Origin of the sequence: Chryseobacterium oleae (assembly GCF_900115055.1) — a bacterium.
Classification (GTDB): Bacteria; Bacteroidota; Bacteroidia; order Flavobacteriales; family Weeksellaceae; genus Chryseobacterium; species Chryseobacterium oleae.
Genome location: NZ_FOVD01000001.1, coordinates 1 through 17,008 on the forward strand (window position 1 = coordinate 1; position 17,008 = coordinate 17,008).

A 17,008-nucleotide genomic window follows, 5' to 3' on the forward strand; every position below is an offset into this window, starting at 1 on the left:
TGCAAAGCTCTTTATGAAAGAATTCTGGAAAAAAAGAAATGTAAAAAAGTAGCATTAATTGCTGTATGCAATAAACTTTTAAGACAAGCTTTCGGGATTTTAAAGAATAGAATACAATATCAACAAAATTATTAATAAAATATAAATATTTTAACTTTTAAAAGTTGGCAATTAACATAGAATGTCAAGGATAGCCGTTCGTTCATCTACTTACTGCCTATCAATAGCTTATCCCAAACTCCGGGTAGATAGAATTTATTTGTGCCTTTCGTGTAAAGCATTTGTGTTATTTGTGTTTAAAACTAAAAAAGGCTGCCTTTATCAGACAGCCTTCTCTTTAGTAGGTTAACGTAAGTCCGGCTCCCCAGCCCATTTCATTATCATAATTTCCGGATACGGATACCCATTTCTGTAGAATATATCTCAGTCCTGTTGAAAATTCTCCATCCGAATTCAGACTGAAGTTTCCTCTGACTCTTCTGGAAATCGGAATATCTTCTCTGCTCAATTCCAGCAACACTTTTCCGTTCTGATCCACACTGGCATCGGCAGTGACCAGCATCGGTAAAAGGTACTGTACACCGACCATGAAGGCATACTGATTTTTTGAAGCCTTCTCCTGCCCGAACCAGGTCTTTTTGCCCCGGAATTTCATTCCCATATCTTCCGCCATCTGCCGTTCCATAATCTCATGGTTTTTCTGAATTCTAAAACCGGCGTAAGGAAGTGCCCACTGGAATTTCCCTAAGAATCTTCCAACTTTTACATTTCCTTCAAAATGATCAAAATCCCAGTTAGAATGAAACTGATTCAAATTCGCCCATCTTGGTCCGAACATCGTCATACTTTCCGCATGTATTTTATTGCTTGCGATATCCAGCATTCCCATGGAGCTGATCATTTTATTATCCTTCAGGAAGTTTTTCCAGGCCAGTTTTCTGTTTGGCAGCTGTGGATTCGGTTTAGAATTTTCATAGCTGAATATTCTTCCCATTCCTGCCATCATATGGTATAAAATATGACAGTGGAAAAACCAGTCGCCATCCTGGTTAGCGGCAAATTCGATAGTATTCGTTTCCATCGGCATAATATCGACTACGTTTTTCAGCGGGGAATATTCTCCCTTTGAATTGATCAGTCTGAAATCATGGCCGTGAAGATGCATTGGGTGGCGCATCATTGAATTATTGTACATCGTAATTCTCAGGATCTCCCCTTTTTTCACCAAAATCTTATCTGTTTCTGTAACTGTTTTGTTATCCAGCGTCCACAGGTATTGATTCATATTTCCTTCCAGCGTAAATTTCATCTCTCTTACGTTTTCGTCCGGAAGAATCGTCTTTTCAGGAGATTTTAAAATATTATAGGACAGCCTTTTGATCGTTTTCTCTTCCTTCATATCCATGCCCGAATGATTTTCATGACCAGTGGCTAGTGCTCCCAAAGCCATCTTTGAATGATCTTCTTCTTTAGTTTTAATCCCCATCATTTCATTCATGTGTTTCATCGTCATTTTTCGCTGACTTTCCGGAAGCTCAGGATACATCACTTCGTTCATATCCATCATCTGGTTACCCATCGTCATATTCATTGGCTTCATATTACCGCTCATTTCCATCATGCCATTCATCATTTTCATTCCTTCAAACAGCAATAGTCTCGGTAAATTCGGAGCCTCCACTTTTTCACCGGATCCGAGCCAAAGAGAAGCGTGTCCTACCCTGTCCTCTGATGTGGAACGGAATTCAAAACTTTTGTTCTCAGGAATCGTAACTTCAATATCATAGGTCTCGGAAACCCCGACAATCAGGCGGTCTACTTCCACCGGAACCACATCATTTCCGTCATTTCCTATCACTTTTATTTTTCCGCCTCCGTAATTCAGCCAGAAATAGGTGGATGAACCTCCGTTGGCAACTCTTAGTCTTACCTTATCCCCGGCTTTCAGATTAGAATACTCAGTGCTTGGAAGTCCGTTGATCAGGAATTTATCGTAATAAACGTCACTTACATCCATGGCTTCCATTCTTTTCCATTCATTCAGGGCTTTTGTCCCGAAATTCCCGGATTTAATAGCTTCCCAATAACTCTGTACCGCATTCTTCTTAATGGCATACCAATCCGTGTTGGCCATGTGAAGCCTTCTTGCAATCTGCATCGGATCTTCATCACTCCAGTCTCCAAGTAATACCGGAATTTCTTTTGTGTAAGATACTTTAGGCTCGCCTTCTCTTTTATTGAATACCAGGATTCCATTCATCCCGATCTGTTCCTGTAATGCTTCATGTGAGTGATACCAATACGTTCCGTTTTGAGATACTTTAAACTTATATAAATGCGTCTCACCGGGTGTTACAGGCTTTGTGGTAAGATAAGGAACACCATCCTGTTCGTTGGGAAGAATTACACCGTGCCAGTGAAGCCCTGTATTTTCTTTCAGCATATTGTGAAGATAGATTTCTGCGGTATCTCCTTCTGTAAAATATAAGGTCGGAGCCTGCAGTTTTCCGTTAATGGCAATCGCTCTTCGGTTTTTCCCGGTGAAATTGACAATCGTATCTTTTACATACAGATCATATCTCACCGTCTTTCCGCCAAACGTCACTTTCCCGTTTTCCGAATTTCTTTTGAATAAAGAGGATTCCGTTTTCGGCTCTTCTGTAGCAACCTGTTGATGCTTTTCTTTTTCTACCAACTCCATTCCGCATTTCGGGCATTTCCCGGGCTTGTCTGAAGTGACTTCAGGATCCATGGGACAGTTGTAGATAGACTGAGGTTGAGATTTAGGCTGAGAATCAGATTTTACCAAGGTTTTAACTTTTGGGATTGTATTACCCTTTACCTTAGCCTTTTTCTCGACCTGAACTTTATTTTTAGTTTCTGTTGGCTTTTGTATTGCTTTCTGTACCGGTTGCGTGGTAACTTTTGGTTTTACAACAACGGTTTTCTTTACCAGCGTCATATGGCATTTCGGGCAGTCTCCAGGTTTTGAAGATACCACTTCGGCATGCATCGGGCAGGTATAATAGGTTTTCGTTGTTTGTGCGAATGTAAAAACAGAGAACAAAAGCATCAGAAACAAGATGAATTTTTTCATACTATTCCGAACTTTTTTAAAGCTGCACAACTTAAAGTCAATGACAAGTTAAGCTATGCAACTTATTGTTTTAAAATTAATTACAATAATTATTTTATTTCTGACTTTACACTTCCACAAGTAAGCATGGATTTTCCGTAGTAAGGATTAGCGATCTGTTTTTCATCGCTTAACCAGTTTGAATCAGCCATTGGGCAATGCTGTACATACACCGGTTTTTCAGATAATTTGAACTCCTTGGTCAAAGCGATCATATTTTCAGAAAGGTTGGAAAAAGTTTCTCTTTGAGCCGAAATATTTCTGGCATCGGAGATAACAGTGGCGTCTTTTCTCAGAATATTAAGATTACCTTCTGACACCAGTTTATAATCAACAGTTGAAGCTGTTTTAATGAATTCTGCGGCAGCTTTTGAGGTTTTATCGGCATCATCTGAAGCTAAGGCTGATTTGATAGCGATATAGTTCTGATACAATTTTGAAACCTGAGCGTCTTTTTTAGACTGTGCAGAAAGTGAAACGATTGAGAATAAAGAGAATGCTGCTGTAATGATATATTTTTTCATTGTTTTAAATTTTAGAATTAATTTTTTAGTAAAGAATAACTGAAACGCATGATACGTTGAGCCGTGTTGTCTACGAAGGAGTGCTCATCTGAACAATACCAGACAACAGACGGATCTTAAATTCTAAAATGACAATGATTGAGATAGATGGGAACCGGTTTGTATTCGGGTGGCCCATTGATTCTTATCTGAGTAAATTTTGTAGCGGAAAAAGATTTGTCGGCAAGGAAAAAATGCTGTTGTGTAAGTGTTGGAGCGATCTGGCTTAAAAAATCGATCATCAGCAGATCAGATTTCTGAGAATCATCTACTTTTACCACTTTAACCTCCGTCTTACAACATCCTTTTTTTTCTTTGACCCCGCACTTGCCACAGATATCCGTGGTTTTCTGGCTTACGGAAACAAATTCCTCCATACAGAAATGGACGCTGAATGCGGCTCCGGAAGAAAATCCGAAGTAGAAAACAGAGAAAAATATGGCGAGAATCTTTTTCATTGGTAAGACAAAGGTAAAAATATCCCTGAAACTGCTGTTATAAAATTGTGTATACTTGTTATAAAATTCTGCCCAACGAAAAAGCTCCTGAAATATCCAGGAGCTTTTCTTTATTTTTTATTTTTAGTTTGAGCAGTTTTCAAAGCTATAGGAAATCCCTACTAACTTCTAATGTCTGGCTTCTAACTTCTATTTTACAATTTGAATTCCAGCTTCACATTGAAGAAACGCCCCGTAAGACGTACAGGCACAGCATACATCGAACTTGAGTTGTAATCTGTGATCCATTGGTTAGCCACTGTATTGTTGATGTTAAATGCATTGAAAACCTGAACTCCCAAAGTAAGCTCGTCGAAGTTACCCCAGAACCCGGAACGGTTTTTCTTGTTTTTGGAATCTATAAATACCTTTGAAAGACCTAAATCTACCCTTTTATAAGAAGGAAGTGTTCTCTGATACTGATAAGGATCCGTGAAAACAGGTGCTCCGTTCGGAAGTCCCATGGCGTATACCAAGGTAAGGTTCACACGCATAGACGGGAATTTTGGCATATAATCCTGATAGAACATCGCAAATCTGAATCTCTGATCCGTAGGTCTTGGGATATCTCCTTTCCCATCGATATTTTCAAACACTCTTGCATAACTCGCAGACAACCAGGAATCTACTCCAGGAACAAATTCCCCGAACAATCGGGTATCAATTCCATACGCGTAACCAGATGCATTATTTTTACCGGAATAACGGATTCTCACATTATCCATATAATAAGGAATCAGATCGTCCATTTTCTTGTAATAAGCTTCTGTAGTCAGCTTAAACGGTCTGTCGTACATATAAAACTCGTAGTCGTTGGCAAGAATAACCTGCATAGAACGCTGAGATTTTATATTTGTATTAAAGTTTCCATCCAGATCCTTGATTTCTTTATAGAAAGGTGCCTGGTAATAAACCCCTCCCGAAAGTTTAAAGAGCATATCCGTATCCCAGTCAGGTTTGATCGCAAACTGAACTCTTGGGGAAAAAATGGTTTCTTTATTAAAGCTCCAGTTGGAAACTCTGGCTCCGGCATTCACAAATACCTTGCTTGCTCCCCAGTAAAACTTCTGAGAATACTGGGCATATGCAGAAAGCCTTGTAGGTTCAATCTGATTGACTCCTGCAATATGATAAAACAGCTTCAAATCTCCTGAATCTCCGGTTCTCGGATCATCAATAGGACGTGGAATGCTGTAACCAGCAGCGTCTACCAATTTCCATTCGTTGGTATTATCATTCAGATTTTCTTTTTCATATTTAACCCCGACTTCTATATCCGTATTGACATTCGGAGAAAATTTTGCTCTGAACTGTGTTCCATACGTTTTTACGTACAGGTCGTTTCTTGCATGTTCTATTTGCCCACCTCCATCAAAAGACGGATTAGGCGATTGAGTTATAGGATCAAAAGTCTGGATCTGATAATTTGAAGCGATAGAGTAATATTCTTTTTCTCTGTTCTGATAAGCAAAACTGTCCAATGTAAATTTCCATTGATCAGAAGGCTTATAGTTCATGGAGATAGTTCCCATCATGTTTTTATACATATCCTGCTCCTGGCCACCATACCCAATATTTACGGTAATAGGTTGCTGCAAGCTACCGAAAGTCACTTCCTTCGCTTTAGGAATCATCTCATAGTCGTTCTTGGAATAATATCCGATGAATGACATGGAGAATTTATCACTGAAATGGTAGTTGATGTATGACTGGAAATCCCAATAGGTCGGGTTAAAATCCGTATCCTCATTCAGGGTATTCAGAACAAGATTGGTATTTCTGTATCTTCCTGAAAACAAAGCGGTCAGTTTTTTATTTTTTGAAGCCAGACCTGCTGTTAATCTTCCCCCGATTAAACTTGCTTCCCCGGAAAGTTCAAATTTTTCCGGTTCACGGTAGTAAATATTCAGAGCTGAAGACATTTTGTCGCCATACTTGGGTTCAAAACCTCCGGCTGAAAAATTGACAGTAGAAACCATATCAGGATTGATAATACTCATCCCTTCCTGCTGTGAATTTCGGATCAGAAAAGGTCTGTAGATCTCAATATCATTGATGTAGATAAGGTTTTCGTCATAGTTTCCACCACGCACCATATATTGGGAAGACAGCTCGGTGTTGGAGTTTACAGAAGGTAGTGTTTTAATAATTCCTTCTATTCCGCCACTTATAGAGGCTACATTTTTAGCATCTTTTGCTGAAATCTTGACATTGGTGATGTCGCTCGTTCTTCCGACTACTTTTTTCTGGAAAACGACTTCCTCAATATCGGTTACTTTATTTGCTGTATCTCTTTTTCTATTTTGAGAGAAAATAAGCATAGGAACCACAAGGCTCAACGGTAAAACTAGTTTTTTCAAAAGAAATGTTTTAAGAATTTCTAAAAATAGGGATTTTTTAACAATTACAAAATCGATTCTCTGATTCTTGTTAATTTTTGTAACAAATCTTCCAATAAATCTAATCTTAACATGTTGGCTCCGTCTGACAAAGCGGTTTCCGGTGTTGGGTGCGTTTCGATGAAAAGTCCATCTGCTCCTACCGCAATTCCTGCTTTGGCCACTGTTTCTATAAGGTCCGGTCTTCCACCAGTAACCCCGGAGCTCTGGTTAGGCTGCTGTAATGAATGGGTAACATCCAAAATCACCGGCGCATATGCTCTCATCGTAGGAATACCTCTGTAATCTACGATCAGGTCTGTATATCCAAAAGAATTTCCTCTTTCAATGATAGCTACCTTCTGGTTGTTGGAATCTGTAATTTTCTGAACCGCAAATTTCATCGATTCCGGAGAAAGGAACTGTCCTTTTTTCAACGTTACACATTTTCCTGTTTCAGCTGCAGCCACCAAAAGATCGGTCTGGCGCACTAAAAATGCAGGAATCTGTAATACATCAACATATTGTGCAGCCAGTGCCGCGTGCTCATTTTCGTGAATATCCGTTGTGGTAGGAATATTAAAAGTCTCGCCCACTTTTCTCAGGATCTCAAGAGATTTCTCCTCACCAATTGATGTAAAAGAATCTACACGGCTTCTGTTCGCCTTTTTAAAGCTCCCTTTGAATATATAAGGAATATTATATTTATCTGTGATCTGAATTACTTTTTCTGCAATTCTTAACGCCATGTCTTCACCTTCAATGATGCATGGACCGGCAATAAGGAAAAAGTTCTTTGAATCTTTGTGTTGGATATTATCTAAGTACTGAATCATTTTTATTTGAATTAAAAAGTTCAGTAAAAATACTTATAAAGTTTCAGAATCGGAAATTATTTGAGGGGTTTGATTGGAGGAAGGGTTTTAGGGATTAGGGATTAGGGATTAGGGATTAGGGATTAGGGATTAGGGATTAGGGATTAGGGATTAGGGATTAGGGAAGATAAAAAGTATTCTTTAAAATATTCAATAAAAAATATACGCAATCATCTGTGCCCATCCTTGAAATCAGTGGTTAAAATTATAATCTCATGAAGATCTTACAGATTATGTAGATTTTAATATCCGTTTTTAAAAAAATTATTCTGATACTTGAACTTAAACGTTGATCAATTCATTTTCTTTAAAATCTTCTCAAAAGTATTGATATTCCTGCTCGTGAACTGGTCTTTAAGACTTTTCTTGCCTAAGACTTTTCCAAAAGAAGAATCCAGCGTATTTCCCTTCGGAACCTGCCAGTAAAATAGGTCATTAACGATATCAGCCTTTTCATTTTCAGTTTTGGAAGCAGCTTCAAACGCTCCCATCAAAACACTTTCCACCCCGGGATTTCCTACAAATCCGTAGATATGCAGATCATCATTTTTTTCAAAAGGAATACTGTTCCAGAATATTTCCGTTTCTTCCTGAGACTTGATAAATAAAAAAGCTTCATAAGAAAAATGATTCGACATCGCTTTTTCTAGAATTTCCTTTAAATCTTCAGCTTTTTTATCAGAAGAGAACACAATATTTCCGGAAGCCAATACCGAACCTACATCCAGCATTCCGGCCTCTTTAAAGACCTGGCAGACATCAGCCATTTTCATATTGGTTCCTTTTACATTCACGCCGCGGAGAAAAGCACAGTATTTCATTTTTTTTAGGGATTAGGTGAAAGGGGTTAGGGAATTTGAGAGTGATCTGATCTCAATCTCTTAATTTTTAAATCTTTTAATCTTTTAATCTTTTAATCAATCTTAATATACAAGTTATAATCCGTTCCCGATGGTTTAAGATGATAGATCTTTTCCAGAATTGGATGATCACTTTTCAGGTTGTCTTTTATCCTGAATTCTTTCATCAGCTTGTAATGCGTCTGATAATACAGAGCATCATTGCCTTGAAATAAATTTTTATAGGAAAGAAGATATTTTGGTCTTCTGTTTTTTACGGTATTGATCCAGTAATGAGCCTTATCTTTCTTCACCTCCGTCTGGATCTGTTTGTCAACAAGCCCTACTTCATCAATGGTTTTTAATCCTGAAAAATAAGGAATATATCCTGCAGGTTCCAAAAGAATCCACTGCTTCTTATCTTTTTCAAACGCATCCAAAAACAGTCCGATTCCTCTGCGATAATTCCACTCCCCGTTTCCTGTTGCAATGGCATGTACCGTTTGAAAAGCCAACATCGGAACGATATAAAATACAACTAACAAGGACAGCCATAGATTTCTCCTCTCCTTCTGCTCCAGGACAAAAATAAGAACAGGAACAAAAAGCAGTAGCTGTGGAACCCAGTAATACCAGTCGAATAAGCTTTTTTGAGAAAGAAAAATAATCTGTTTTGCCCAGCCGAAAATAAAAATCATCCATAAAAAATAATTTCTCTTTTCTCTTTGTCTGACAAGATAAATAAAGCAAAGCAGTTCAAAAATCAATACAATGACCGTCACCGGATTGAAGTTTCCGGGAAGTTTCAGCATTCCCCAGAAATTCCCAAAGCTCACAAGGAAATAATTAAGATTTTGCTCAAAAGTAAAATTATGCTCGTACAAAAGCTTTTTGGCTACAATCGTATTGTTCACCAACTCTCCGAAATACAGCCAGTTGAAAGACAATACAGATAAAAGCCCCAGAATTCCTCCGAAAACGTAATTCCATTTCATCTTTCTGTTCCAGAAAACATCTACCATGAATACAATTCCAAGGAAAATCACCGTATCAATTCTGGTAAACATGATCAGAACCGGCAGAAAAATAAGTGCCCATCTTTTGCCTTTACTGAAGCCGTAATAGAGAAGCGCCATTTCCAAAAAGAAAAGGATTCCATATTCCATTCCAAGAATAGAAATTTTTACACCTGGAGGTAATATTCCGATTAAAAATATAAAAATAGCTTTATGCCACGGGTTTTTAAGGGTGAGATTGGCAAGAAATAAGGTTCCTATCGTAAAAAGGATAGAATTGAAAACTAAAAGAGGTTCAATAAAATATTCTTTGCCGAAAATCAGATTGAACAGGTAGGAAACAAAAACATACAGATGGGTGGTAGAAGCTGAAATTTTAGTTTCGCCGTTAAAGCCTATCACTCCATAGTCCAATAAATTCTGGGCAACTCTCCAGGTGATGAATGCATCTTCCTGAATATAATGAGTCAGTAAAAAAAGTAGTTTTAAAACAACCGTAAAAATTACGGCATAGATGGGGATCCTATTAATTTTATTTTTTGCCATCACGCATTTTTAGTTTGACAAATATAATCTTAAAATTCAGGAATCCCAATAACAAAAAAACGGAACCGAAGTTCCGTTTTTGTGAAGTATTTTATTGTGTTACTTTGATAATCGCTGTGGTGATCTGATCCTCTTTTTCTTTTGAATACGTAGAATCAAAAGGTTGCATCACATCGAACAGATACTGGTAGAAAGGTGTAATCTTTTGTACATTTTCAGATTCTTTCCTTGCTTTTTCTTTGCCCATCTGCTGGAGATCCTTGATGAAAACATTGAACTTTTTATCAATCGGCTCTATGGATTTCACCAGGTATGCGTATGCTTTATCATCCTGTCCAAGCTTCTTATAAGCGTCTGTAACGGCTGCAACAACCAGAGAATATTCCATAGGTTTCGTTCTCATCTGTCTTCTTGCAAAGTTCTGATCTGCCGGAGCAAGACTTAAATAATAATCATACTCTTCAAAAATTCCTTTCTTAAGGATTTCTGCCAGCTCAAGACCTTTTTTCTCCTGTCCTGCAATGATATATCCGGTTACCATAGCACTCAGTGAACGTGGATCATTGAATTTTTCAGCAGGAATTTCTTTTGATGCAAGATCAAGTAATTCTACTGCTTTAGCTTTCTGTCCGTTTAATGCCAGTGCTGAAGCTGCTCTGCTTGCTGACATTCTGTAGCTCATGATATTGGAGGTAGCGGTTTCATCAAAATGGCTCTTTAAATGTTTGAAATTACCCCATCTGAAGTTTTTTACTACGTTATATAAAGAATTTGGATCTACTCTTCCCATGTCTCCATCTACGTTCTGAACGGTATGGATAGGAACCAATCTGTAGCTGAATCCGTCAAACTGAAGGTATTCGTTCAGATAGAAAATATTTTCGTTATCGTAGATTCCTCCTGATGAGAAGTTGATTGGACGTTTCCAGTCGAAATTAGCCAGCATATCCAGCATGATCAGGTTATTTTTATAAAGTGTGTTTCCTTTATAAGTAATCATGATCTGGTTCACTACGTTTGGAAGATCTGCCTGATTAATGATTCCTGCTTTTAATGCATTTTCCTTATTTACAGGAAGAATGAATTTGTTCACCGGAAGAATATTGTATTTCTCAAATTTCTCTTCCCCGAAATACATTTTTAAAAGTTCGTCTTTTTCAGGAGATTTGAACTTGATAAAATTAACCGCCTCTTTCAGCGTTAATGAATCCTGAGTAAGATATTTTCTGAAGGCCGCGAATTGGGTATCCGGAACCCCCTGTTCTTTTAACATAGAGAAAACGCCTTCCCAATCCTCTTTTTTCATCATATAGATCTGGTCATTCACCCCATCTCTGTAATCATCGTGAGTCAACTGGCTTGGAATTCCTGCCGCGTTATATGTTTTTCTCTTGATCTGATCTAAGTTCCATGGCGTAGAAGCAAGCGTGAAATTCACCACTTTTACATCATCTCTGAACCTTTCCGTTTCCTGGATTGCCCATACCGGATACGTGTCATTATCTCCGTAAACAAATAAGATATCGTTTTTCGGAAGTGATTTCAGTACGGAATAAGCATAATCATAAGCCGTATATCTGTTACTTCTATCATGTACATTATAATTCTGGAAGCCCATCATGAAAGGGACACCCAATAAAACTACACCTAGCGCAATGTTCGCACCATTAGATTTTACTTTGGACTGGATAAACCATAAAATAGCGCCAGCTCCCATTCCGATCCAGATCGCAAATGCATAGAACGAGCCTACCATCGCATAATCTCTTTCTCTTGGTTCAAAAGGTTTAACTCCTGTATAGAATACAATTCCGACACTGGTTAAAACAAATAAGGAAAGAAGTGCATAGAATCTTCCGAAGTCTCTGTTTAATTGGAAGAAGAATCCGATCAGTCCTAAAATTAAAGGTAAAAAGAAGAATTTCACGGTACTTTCATTCTGGAATTTTGCAGGCATCTTATCCTGGTTTCCTAATAAAGCATTGTCTATAAAAGAAATTCCTGAGATCCAGTTTCCTTTGGTATTTTCCATGTTTCCTTCAAGGTCATTCTGTCTCCCCACGAAGTTCCACATGAGGTATCTTACAAAATAGTAACCGTTCTGGAATGTAATGAAATAGTCCATATTCTGAGCCAGTGAAGGCTTCTGAACATTGATCAGGTTGTAAGGCTTTACTTTCAGATAATCTGCCGCTGTGATAGATTTATCTTCATATTTTCCTCTAAGCTCGTCAAAGATCTGCTTCGCCTGAGGATTGTCAGCCACATCTTCATTAGCATAATTGAAGGTGAAATCAGGAGCTCCGTACATTGAAATGTAGTTCGCCATCACATCCTTATCTTCATTAAACATTCTCGGCATTAAGCTTACCTGAGATTTACTGAAAACATAATTGAAACGGTCTCCGGTTTTTCTGTACGTTCCGGTTTTCTCATCTTTTTCGTAGATCTCACCTGTTTTCTGAGTCTTGAAACTTCCGTCTTCATTTTTCTCAATTCCGTTCGCATCAAGGAAAGCGGTATAGTTCTGTCCGTAAATTGTTGGCCAGTCACCATACTGTTCTCTGTTATAATAATCCAACATACCAATAGCCGTATCCGGATCGTTAAGGTTCATAGGAGGATTGGCATTCGCTCTAATAGGAATGACCATCCAGCATGAGAAACCAATGATCATAAACACCACCGACAATGCAGCAGTCTGATAAATATTTTTCTTAGCTTTTCTTGCATATTTAATGATGAAGAAACATGCTACTGTCATTAAAATAAACGCGACGATCGTTCCTGAGTGGAAAGGAAGTCCAAGTCCGTTCACGAAGAATATTTCAAGTCTTCCGAACATCGTCATGATCAGCGGGAAGATAATTTTGAAAACAATGATCAAAATTCCCAGCGTGATCGCATTAGCCCAGATAAAGTTTTTCCAGGTAAATTTGTAATTTCTTGCGTAATAAACCAGACATACGGCTGGTACTGCAAGCATCCCCATCATGTGTACTCCTACAGAAAGTCCTAATACAAAGAAAATAAGGATGATCCATCTTTCGCTGTCTTTCGCCAGGTACTCGTTTTCCCATTTCGTAATCAGCCAAACCAGCAAAGCGATAAACATGGAAGCCATGGAATATACTTCTCCTTCTACTGCAGAAAACCAGAAGGTATCTGAGAACGTGAAGCACAATGCGCCTACCGCTCCTGCAAAAAGAATAGAAATTTCCTGGTGCTTCGTTACTTCATCAAAATCCTTGTTTAAAAGTCTTCTTACAAAATGTGTAATCGTCCAGAATAGGAATAAAATCGTCAGTGCACTGAATAATGCAGACATCGCATTGATGACGATAGAATAGTTTTCTCCTTTTCCTAAAGCAAAAATGGCTGCCACGGCACCCACGATCTGGAATAAAGCCGCTCCGGGAGCATGCGTTACTTCAAGTTTTACAGCTGAGGAAATGTACTCGCCGCAGTCCCAGAAACTGAAATTGGGTTCTATGGTCGACAAGTACGTGAAAAATGCAATGACAAAAATCACCCATCCTAAAACGGTGTTCCATTGCTTAAAAGTCCAATTTTTCATAGTATTAAATCAATTACGCGAAAATAAGGCTTTTATAGCATTCTATGGTGTTTTTAACAAAATTTAAAAAATTTGGCGTAGTATTTGTGATCGTACTTCGCGTAAGATTGCAAATCAGAAAATAAATTTTACTGAATCGCTGGCTTGAAATCAAACAAAAGTTTAGTAATTATTTATTTTTTTGTATTTTTGCGGTCAGATTTTTATTGAAAATAACAAATAATGAGTAATGTTTACGATAATATTCTTGGCCTAATAGGACATACTCCTATGGTGAAGCTTAATACTGTTACAAAAGATATTCCTGCAACCGTTTATGCCAAGTTAGAATCATATAATCCTGGACATTCCACAAAAGATAGAATAGCACTTCATATTATAGAAAACGCTGAACAAAAAGGTTTATTAAAGGAAGATTCAGTAGTTGTAGAAACTACTTCCGGAAATACCGGTTTTTCTATTGCGATGGTCTGTATTATCAAGGGATATAAATGTATTCTGGCGGTAAGCGACAAAACGAAGCCTGAGAAAATTGCTTATTTAAAAGCATTAGGGGCTACTGTATACATTTGTCCCGCCAATGTAGCGGCAGACGATCCCAGATCATACTATGAAGTAGCTAAAAGAATAGCTTCAGAGACACCAAATTCAGTTTACATCAATCAATATTTTAATGAGTTGAATATTGATGCACACTACCAGACTACAGGTCCTGAAATTTGGGAGCAGACAGAGGGTAAAATCACACACCTTTTTGCCTGCACTGGAACGGGTGGAACATTGTCCGGTTCGGGGAAATTTCTAAAAGAGAAAAATCCCGGTATCAAGATCATCGGTGTGGATGCAGACGGGTCTATCCTGAAAAGCTACCACGAAACCGGAGAGATCCATAAAGAAGATGTACATCCTTATCAGATTGAAGGAATGGGAAAAAATTTGATTCCTGCTGCCCTTCTTTTTGACAAGGTGGATGAGTTTGTAAGAGTAAATGACGAGATGTCCGCTTACAGAACCCGTGAAATAGCGCTTAAAGAAGCCATCATGGGAGGATATACCACAGGAGCCGTTACACAGGCCCTGATCCAGTATGCACAGTCTCACGAACTTACCAAAGACGATATCATTGTCCTGATATTCCCGGATCACGGTTCGAGGTATATCACGAAGGTATACAGCGACAAATGGATGGCTGAACAGGGTTTTGTGAATAACTGCGTACACAACTACGATGAAGTTTTCAAAACAGAATTCATCAAATAGAAATATATATAAACCACGATACCAATAAAGTCTTTTGTGTTTTACAGGAAAGACTTTTTCACTTAAAAATTACTATACAAAATGTTAGATATTTTTGAACGTATTAAACAAAATCCAGGTCCATTGGGACAATTTGCAGATTATGCTGAAGGGTATTTTGTTTTCCCAAAACTGGAAGGTCCAATTGGTCCAAGAATGAAATTTCAAGGTAAGGATGTAATTTTCTGGAGTGCAAACGATTATTTAGGACTTTGTAACCACCCGGAAGTTTTAGAAGCTGATGCGAAAGCGGCTGCAGAATTCGGAATGTTTTATCCGATGGGCGCCAGAGCGATGTCAGGAGAAACTCAGCAACATCAGCAATTGGAAAAAGAATTGGCAGAATTCACTCAGAAAGAAGCTGCTTATTTATTGAATTTCGGTTACCAGGGAATGGTTTCAGCTATCGATGCATTGGTGACAAGACATGACGTTATTGTATATGACGCCGATTCTCACGCATGTATCGTAGACGGGGTTCGTCTTCATATGGGGAAAAGCTTTACGTTCAAGCATAATGATATAGAAAGTTTAGAAAAAAACCTGGCCAGAGCCACTAAAGTAGCAGAAGAAAACGGAGGAGGAATTTTAGTGATCACTGAAGGTGTTTTCGGAATGAGAGGAATGCAGGGGAAACTGAAAGAAATCTGCGATTTAAAATCTAAATTCAATTTCAGATTATTGGTAGACGACGCACACGGTTTCGGAACTTTGGGTAAAACCGGAGCGGGAGCTGGTGAAGAGCAGGGATGTCAGGATCAGATTGATGTTTATTTCTCTACTTTTGCTAAATCTATGGCCGGTTTCGGAGCTTTTCTTTCCGGAGATGAAACAATCATCAGATTTTTAAAATACAATCTTCGTTCTCAGATTTTTGCTAAATCTCTTACCATGCCAATGGTAGTAGGAGGTTTAAAAAGACTGGAGCTTTTAAGAACACGTCCGGAAATCAAAGCTAAATTGTGGGAGAATGTATATAAACTTCAAAACGGTCTGAAAGAAAGAGGATACAACCTTGGAAACACCAATACTTGTGTAACACCGGTTTTCATTGAAGGAACTACAATTGAAGCTACCCTTCTTGCGAAAGACCTTAGAGAGAACTATGGCGTTTTCACATCAGTAGTAGTATATCCTGTAATTCCTAAGGGAATGATCTTACTAAGACTGATCCCTACTGCATCGCACACAGATTCAGAAATTAATGAAACATTAGCTGCTTTCGATGGTATCCGTGAAAAACTAACTTCCGGACATTACAGAGAAATGGAAAAACAGATGAATATCGAGTACAAACAAATGTAATCCCGATATCATCATATAAATTAATAAAACCACTGAATTATTTTCAGTGGTTTTTTATAAAATAAATAGCAAATGAAATTTAAGGGTTACCTGTTGGGAGTTTTGTCGTCGGTTTCATTTGGACTGATCCCGATCTTTATCCTGCCGCTGAAGAAGGCGCATTTTTCAATGGACATTACTTTGTTCTACCGGTTTTTATTTTCGGCTTTGATGGTCGGAGGATATCTGCTGTATTCCAAAGAAAGTCTGAAGATCAATAAAAAAGAAGCGCTCATTCTGTCTGTGTTGGGAGTCTGCTATGCCCTGTCTTCAGAATTTCTGTTCATAGGCTATGATTTTCTGACGCCGGGAATCGCTTCCACGGTCCTGTTCATTTATCCGGTCATTGTCGCTTTGATCATGTTCTTTTTTTATAAGGAAAAACTGACCAAACTATCTGTACTATCTCTCTTTTTTGCATTTGCGGGAGTCATCGTTTTATGTTTAAAAGGAAAAGGTTTCGAGATCAATTTCGCCGGCCTCGGGATTGTCATGCTGAGTTCACTGTTTTATGCACTCTATATGGTGATCGTGAATAAATCCGATCTGAAGGTTTCAGGTTTTAAACTTTCCTTCTACTCCATGCTTTTCACTTCAGCATTTTTTATGATAAAGGCATCGGCCGAAGGTGAATCTTTTGCGATTCCTTCGGTCTCTGTCTTTTTAAATTTCATTGTTTTTGCCTTCCTGACCACGGTTATTTCCAGCCTGTGTTTGGTATACGCGATCAAATATATCGGATCTACGCCTACCGCTATTCTCGGAGCGCTGGAACCTGTAGTTGCCGTATTGGTCAGTGTTCTTATGTTTCATGAACGGTTCACAACCAATTTACTCATCGGCATCACACTGATTCTTTTAGGTGTTACGCTCAACGTAATCTCAGACAACCGAAAGTCAAAACGCAATTCACATAAAACCTTAAAAAATGCCTGACC

Annotated in this window: 11 protein-coding genes; 3 read left to right on the top strand and 8 right to left on the bottom strand. The window is 38.3% G+C overall.

Features of this window, described 5'->3' with window-relative positions; genetic code table 11:
• Positions 1–337: 337 nt before the first annotated feature.
• The 8 genes from BM143_RS00005 to BM143_RS00040 all read right to left on the bottom strand — a co-directional run bounded on the left by BM143_RS00005 (position 338) and on the right by BM143_RS00040 (position 13,427).
• Positions 338–3,097 (bottom strand): multicopper oxidase domain-containing protein, encoded by a 2,760-nt coding sequence (locus tag BM143_RS00005; protein ID WP_185116528.1) that lies wholly within the window; start codon positions 3,095–3,097, stop codon positions 338–340.
• Positions 3,098–3,186: 89 nt separating this feature from the next.
• A complete protein-coding gene (locus BM143_RS00010) occupies positions 3,187–3,660 on the bottom strand; it encodes a DUF3347 domain-containing protein (protein WP_090021608.1) in 474 nt (157 codons plus the stop codon).
• A gap of 116 nt (positions 3,661–3,776) precedes the next feature.
• A complete protein-coding gene (locus BM143_RS00015) occupies positions 3,777–4,157 on the bottom strand; it encodes an HYC_CC_PP family protein (protein WP_228384014.1) in 381 nt (126 codons plus the stop codon).
• Between the two features lie 194 nt (positions 4,158–4,351).
• The gene (locus tag BM143_RS00020) at positions 4,352–6,556 is read right to left on the bottom strand and encodes a TonB-dependent receptor plug domain-containing protein (RefSeq protein WP_090021610.1); all 2,205 of its coding nucleotides are present in this window, start codon (positions 6,554–6,556) and stop codon (positions 4,352–4,354) included.
• A 44-nt stretch (positions 6,557–6,600) separates the two neighbouring features.
• Positions 6,601–7,410 (bottom strand): 3-deoxy-8-phosphooctulonate synthase, encoded by an 810-nt coding sequence (kdsA, locus tag BM143_RS00025; RefSeq protein WP_034725494.1) that lies wholly within the window; start codon positions 7,408–7,410, stop codon positions 6,601–6,603.
• 332 nt (positions 7,411–7,742) lie between these two features.
• Entirely contained in the window at positions 7,743–8,270 is a 528-nt protein-coding gene (locus BM143_RS00030) for a DUF1697 domain-containing protein (RefSeq protein WP_090021613.1), read from the bottom strand.
• Positions 8,271–8,362: 92 nt separating this feature from the next.
• Positions 8,363–9,850: a hypothetical protein gene (locus tag BM143_RS00035; RefSeq protein WP_090021615.1), complete on the bottom strand. Its 1,488-nt coding sequence runs from the start codon at positions 9,848–9,850 to the stop codon at positions 8,363–8,365.
• Positions 9,851–9,941: 91 nt separating this feature from the next.
• Entirely contained in the window at positions 9,942–13,427 is a 3,486-nt protein-coding gene (locus BM143_RS00040) for a glycosyltransferase family 117 protein (protein WP_090021618.1), read from the bottom strand.
• Between the two features lie 222 nt (positions 13,428–13,649).
• Between BM143_RS00040 and BM143_RS00045 the strand changes: the two genes are divergently transcribed.
• The 3 genes from BM143_RS00045 (at position 13,650) to BM143_RS00055 (ending at position 17,006) form a co-directional block, all read left to right on the top strand.
• A complete protein-coding gene (locus tag BM143_RS00045) occupies positions 13,650–14,687 on the top strand; it encodes a PLP-dependent cysteine synthase family protein (protein ID WP_034725489.1) in 1,038 nt (345 codons plus the stop codon).
• Between the two features lie 81 nt (positions 14,688–14,768).
• Entirely contained in the window at positions 14,769–16,031 is a 1,263-nt protein-coding gene (locus BM143_RS00050) for an aminotransferase class I/II-fold pyridoxal phosphate-dependent enzyme (RefSeq protein ID WP_034725487.1), read from the top strand.
• A gap of 72 nt (positions 16,032–16,103) precedes the next feature.
• The gene (locus BM143_RS00055; protein WP_090021621.1) at positions 16,104–17,006 is read left to right on the top strand and encodes a DMT family transporter; all 903 of its coding nucleotides are present in this window, start codon (positions 16,104–16,106) and stop codon (positions 17,004–17,006) included.
• Positions 17,007–17,008: the final 2 nt, after the last annotated feature.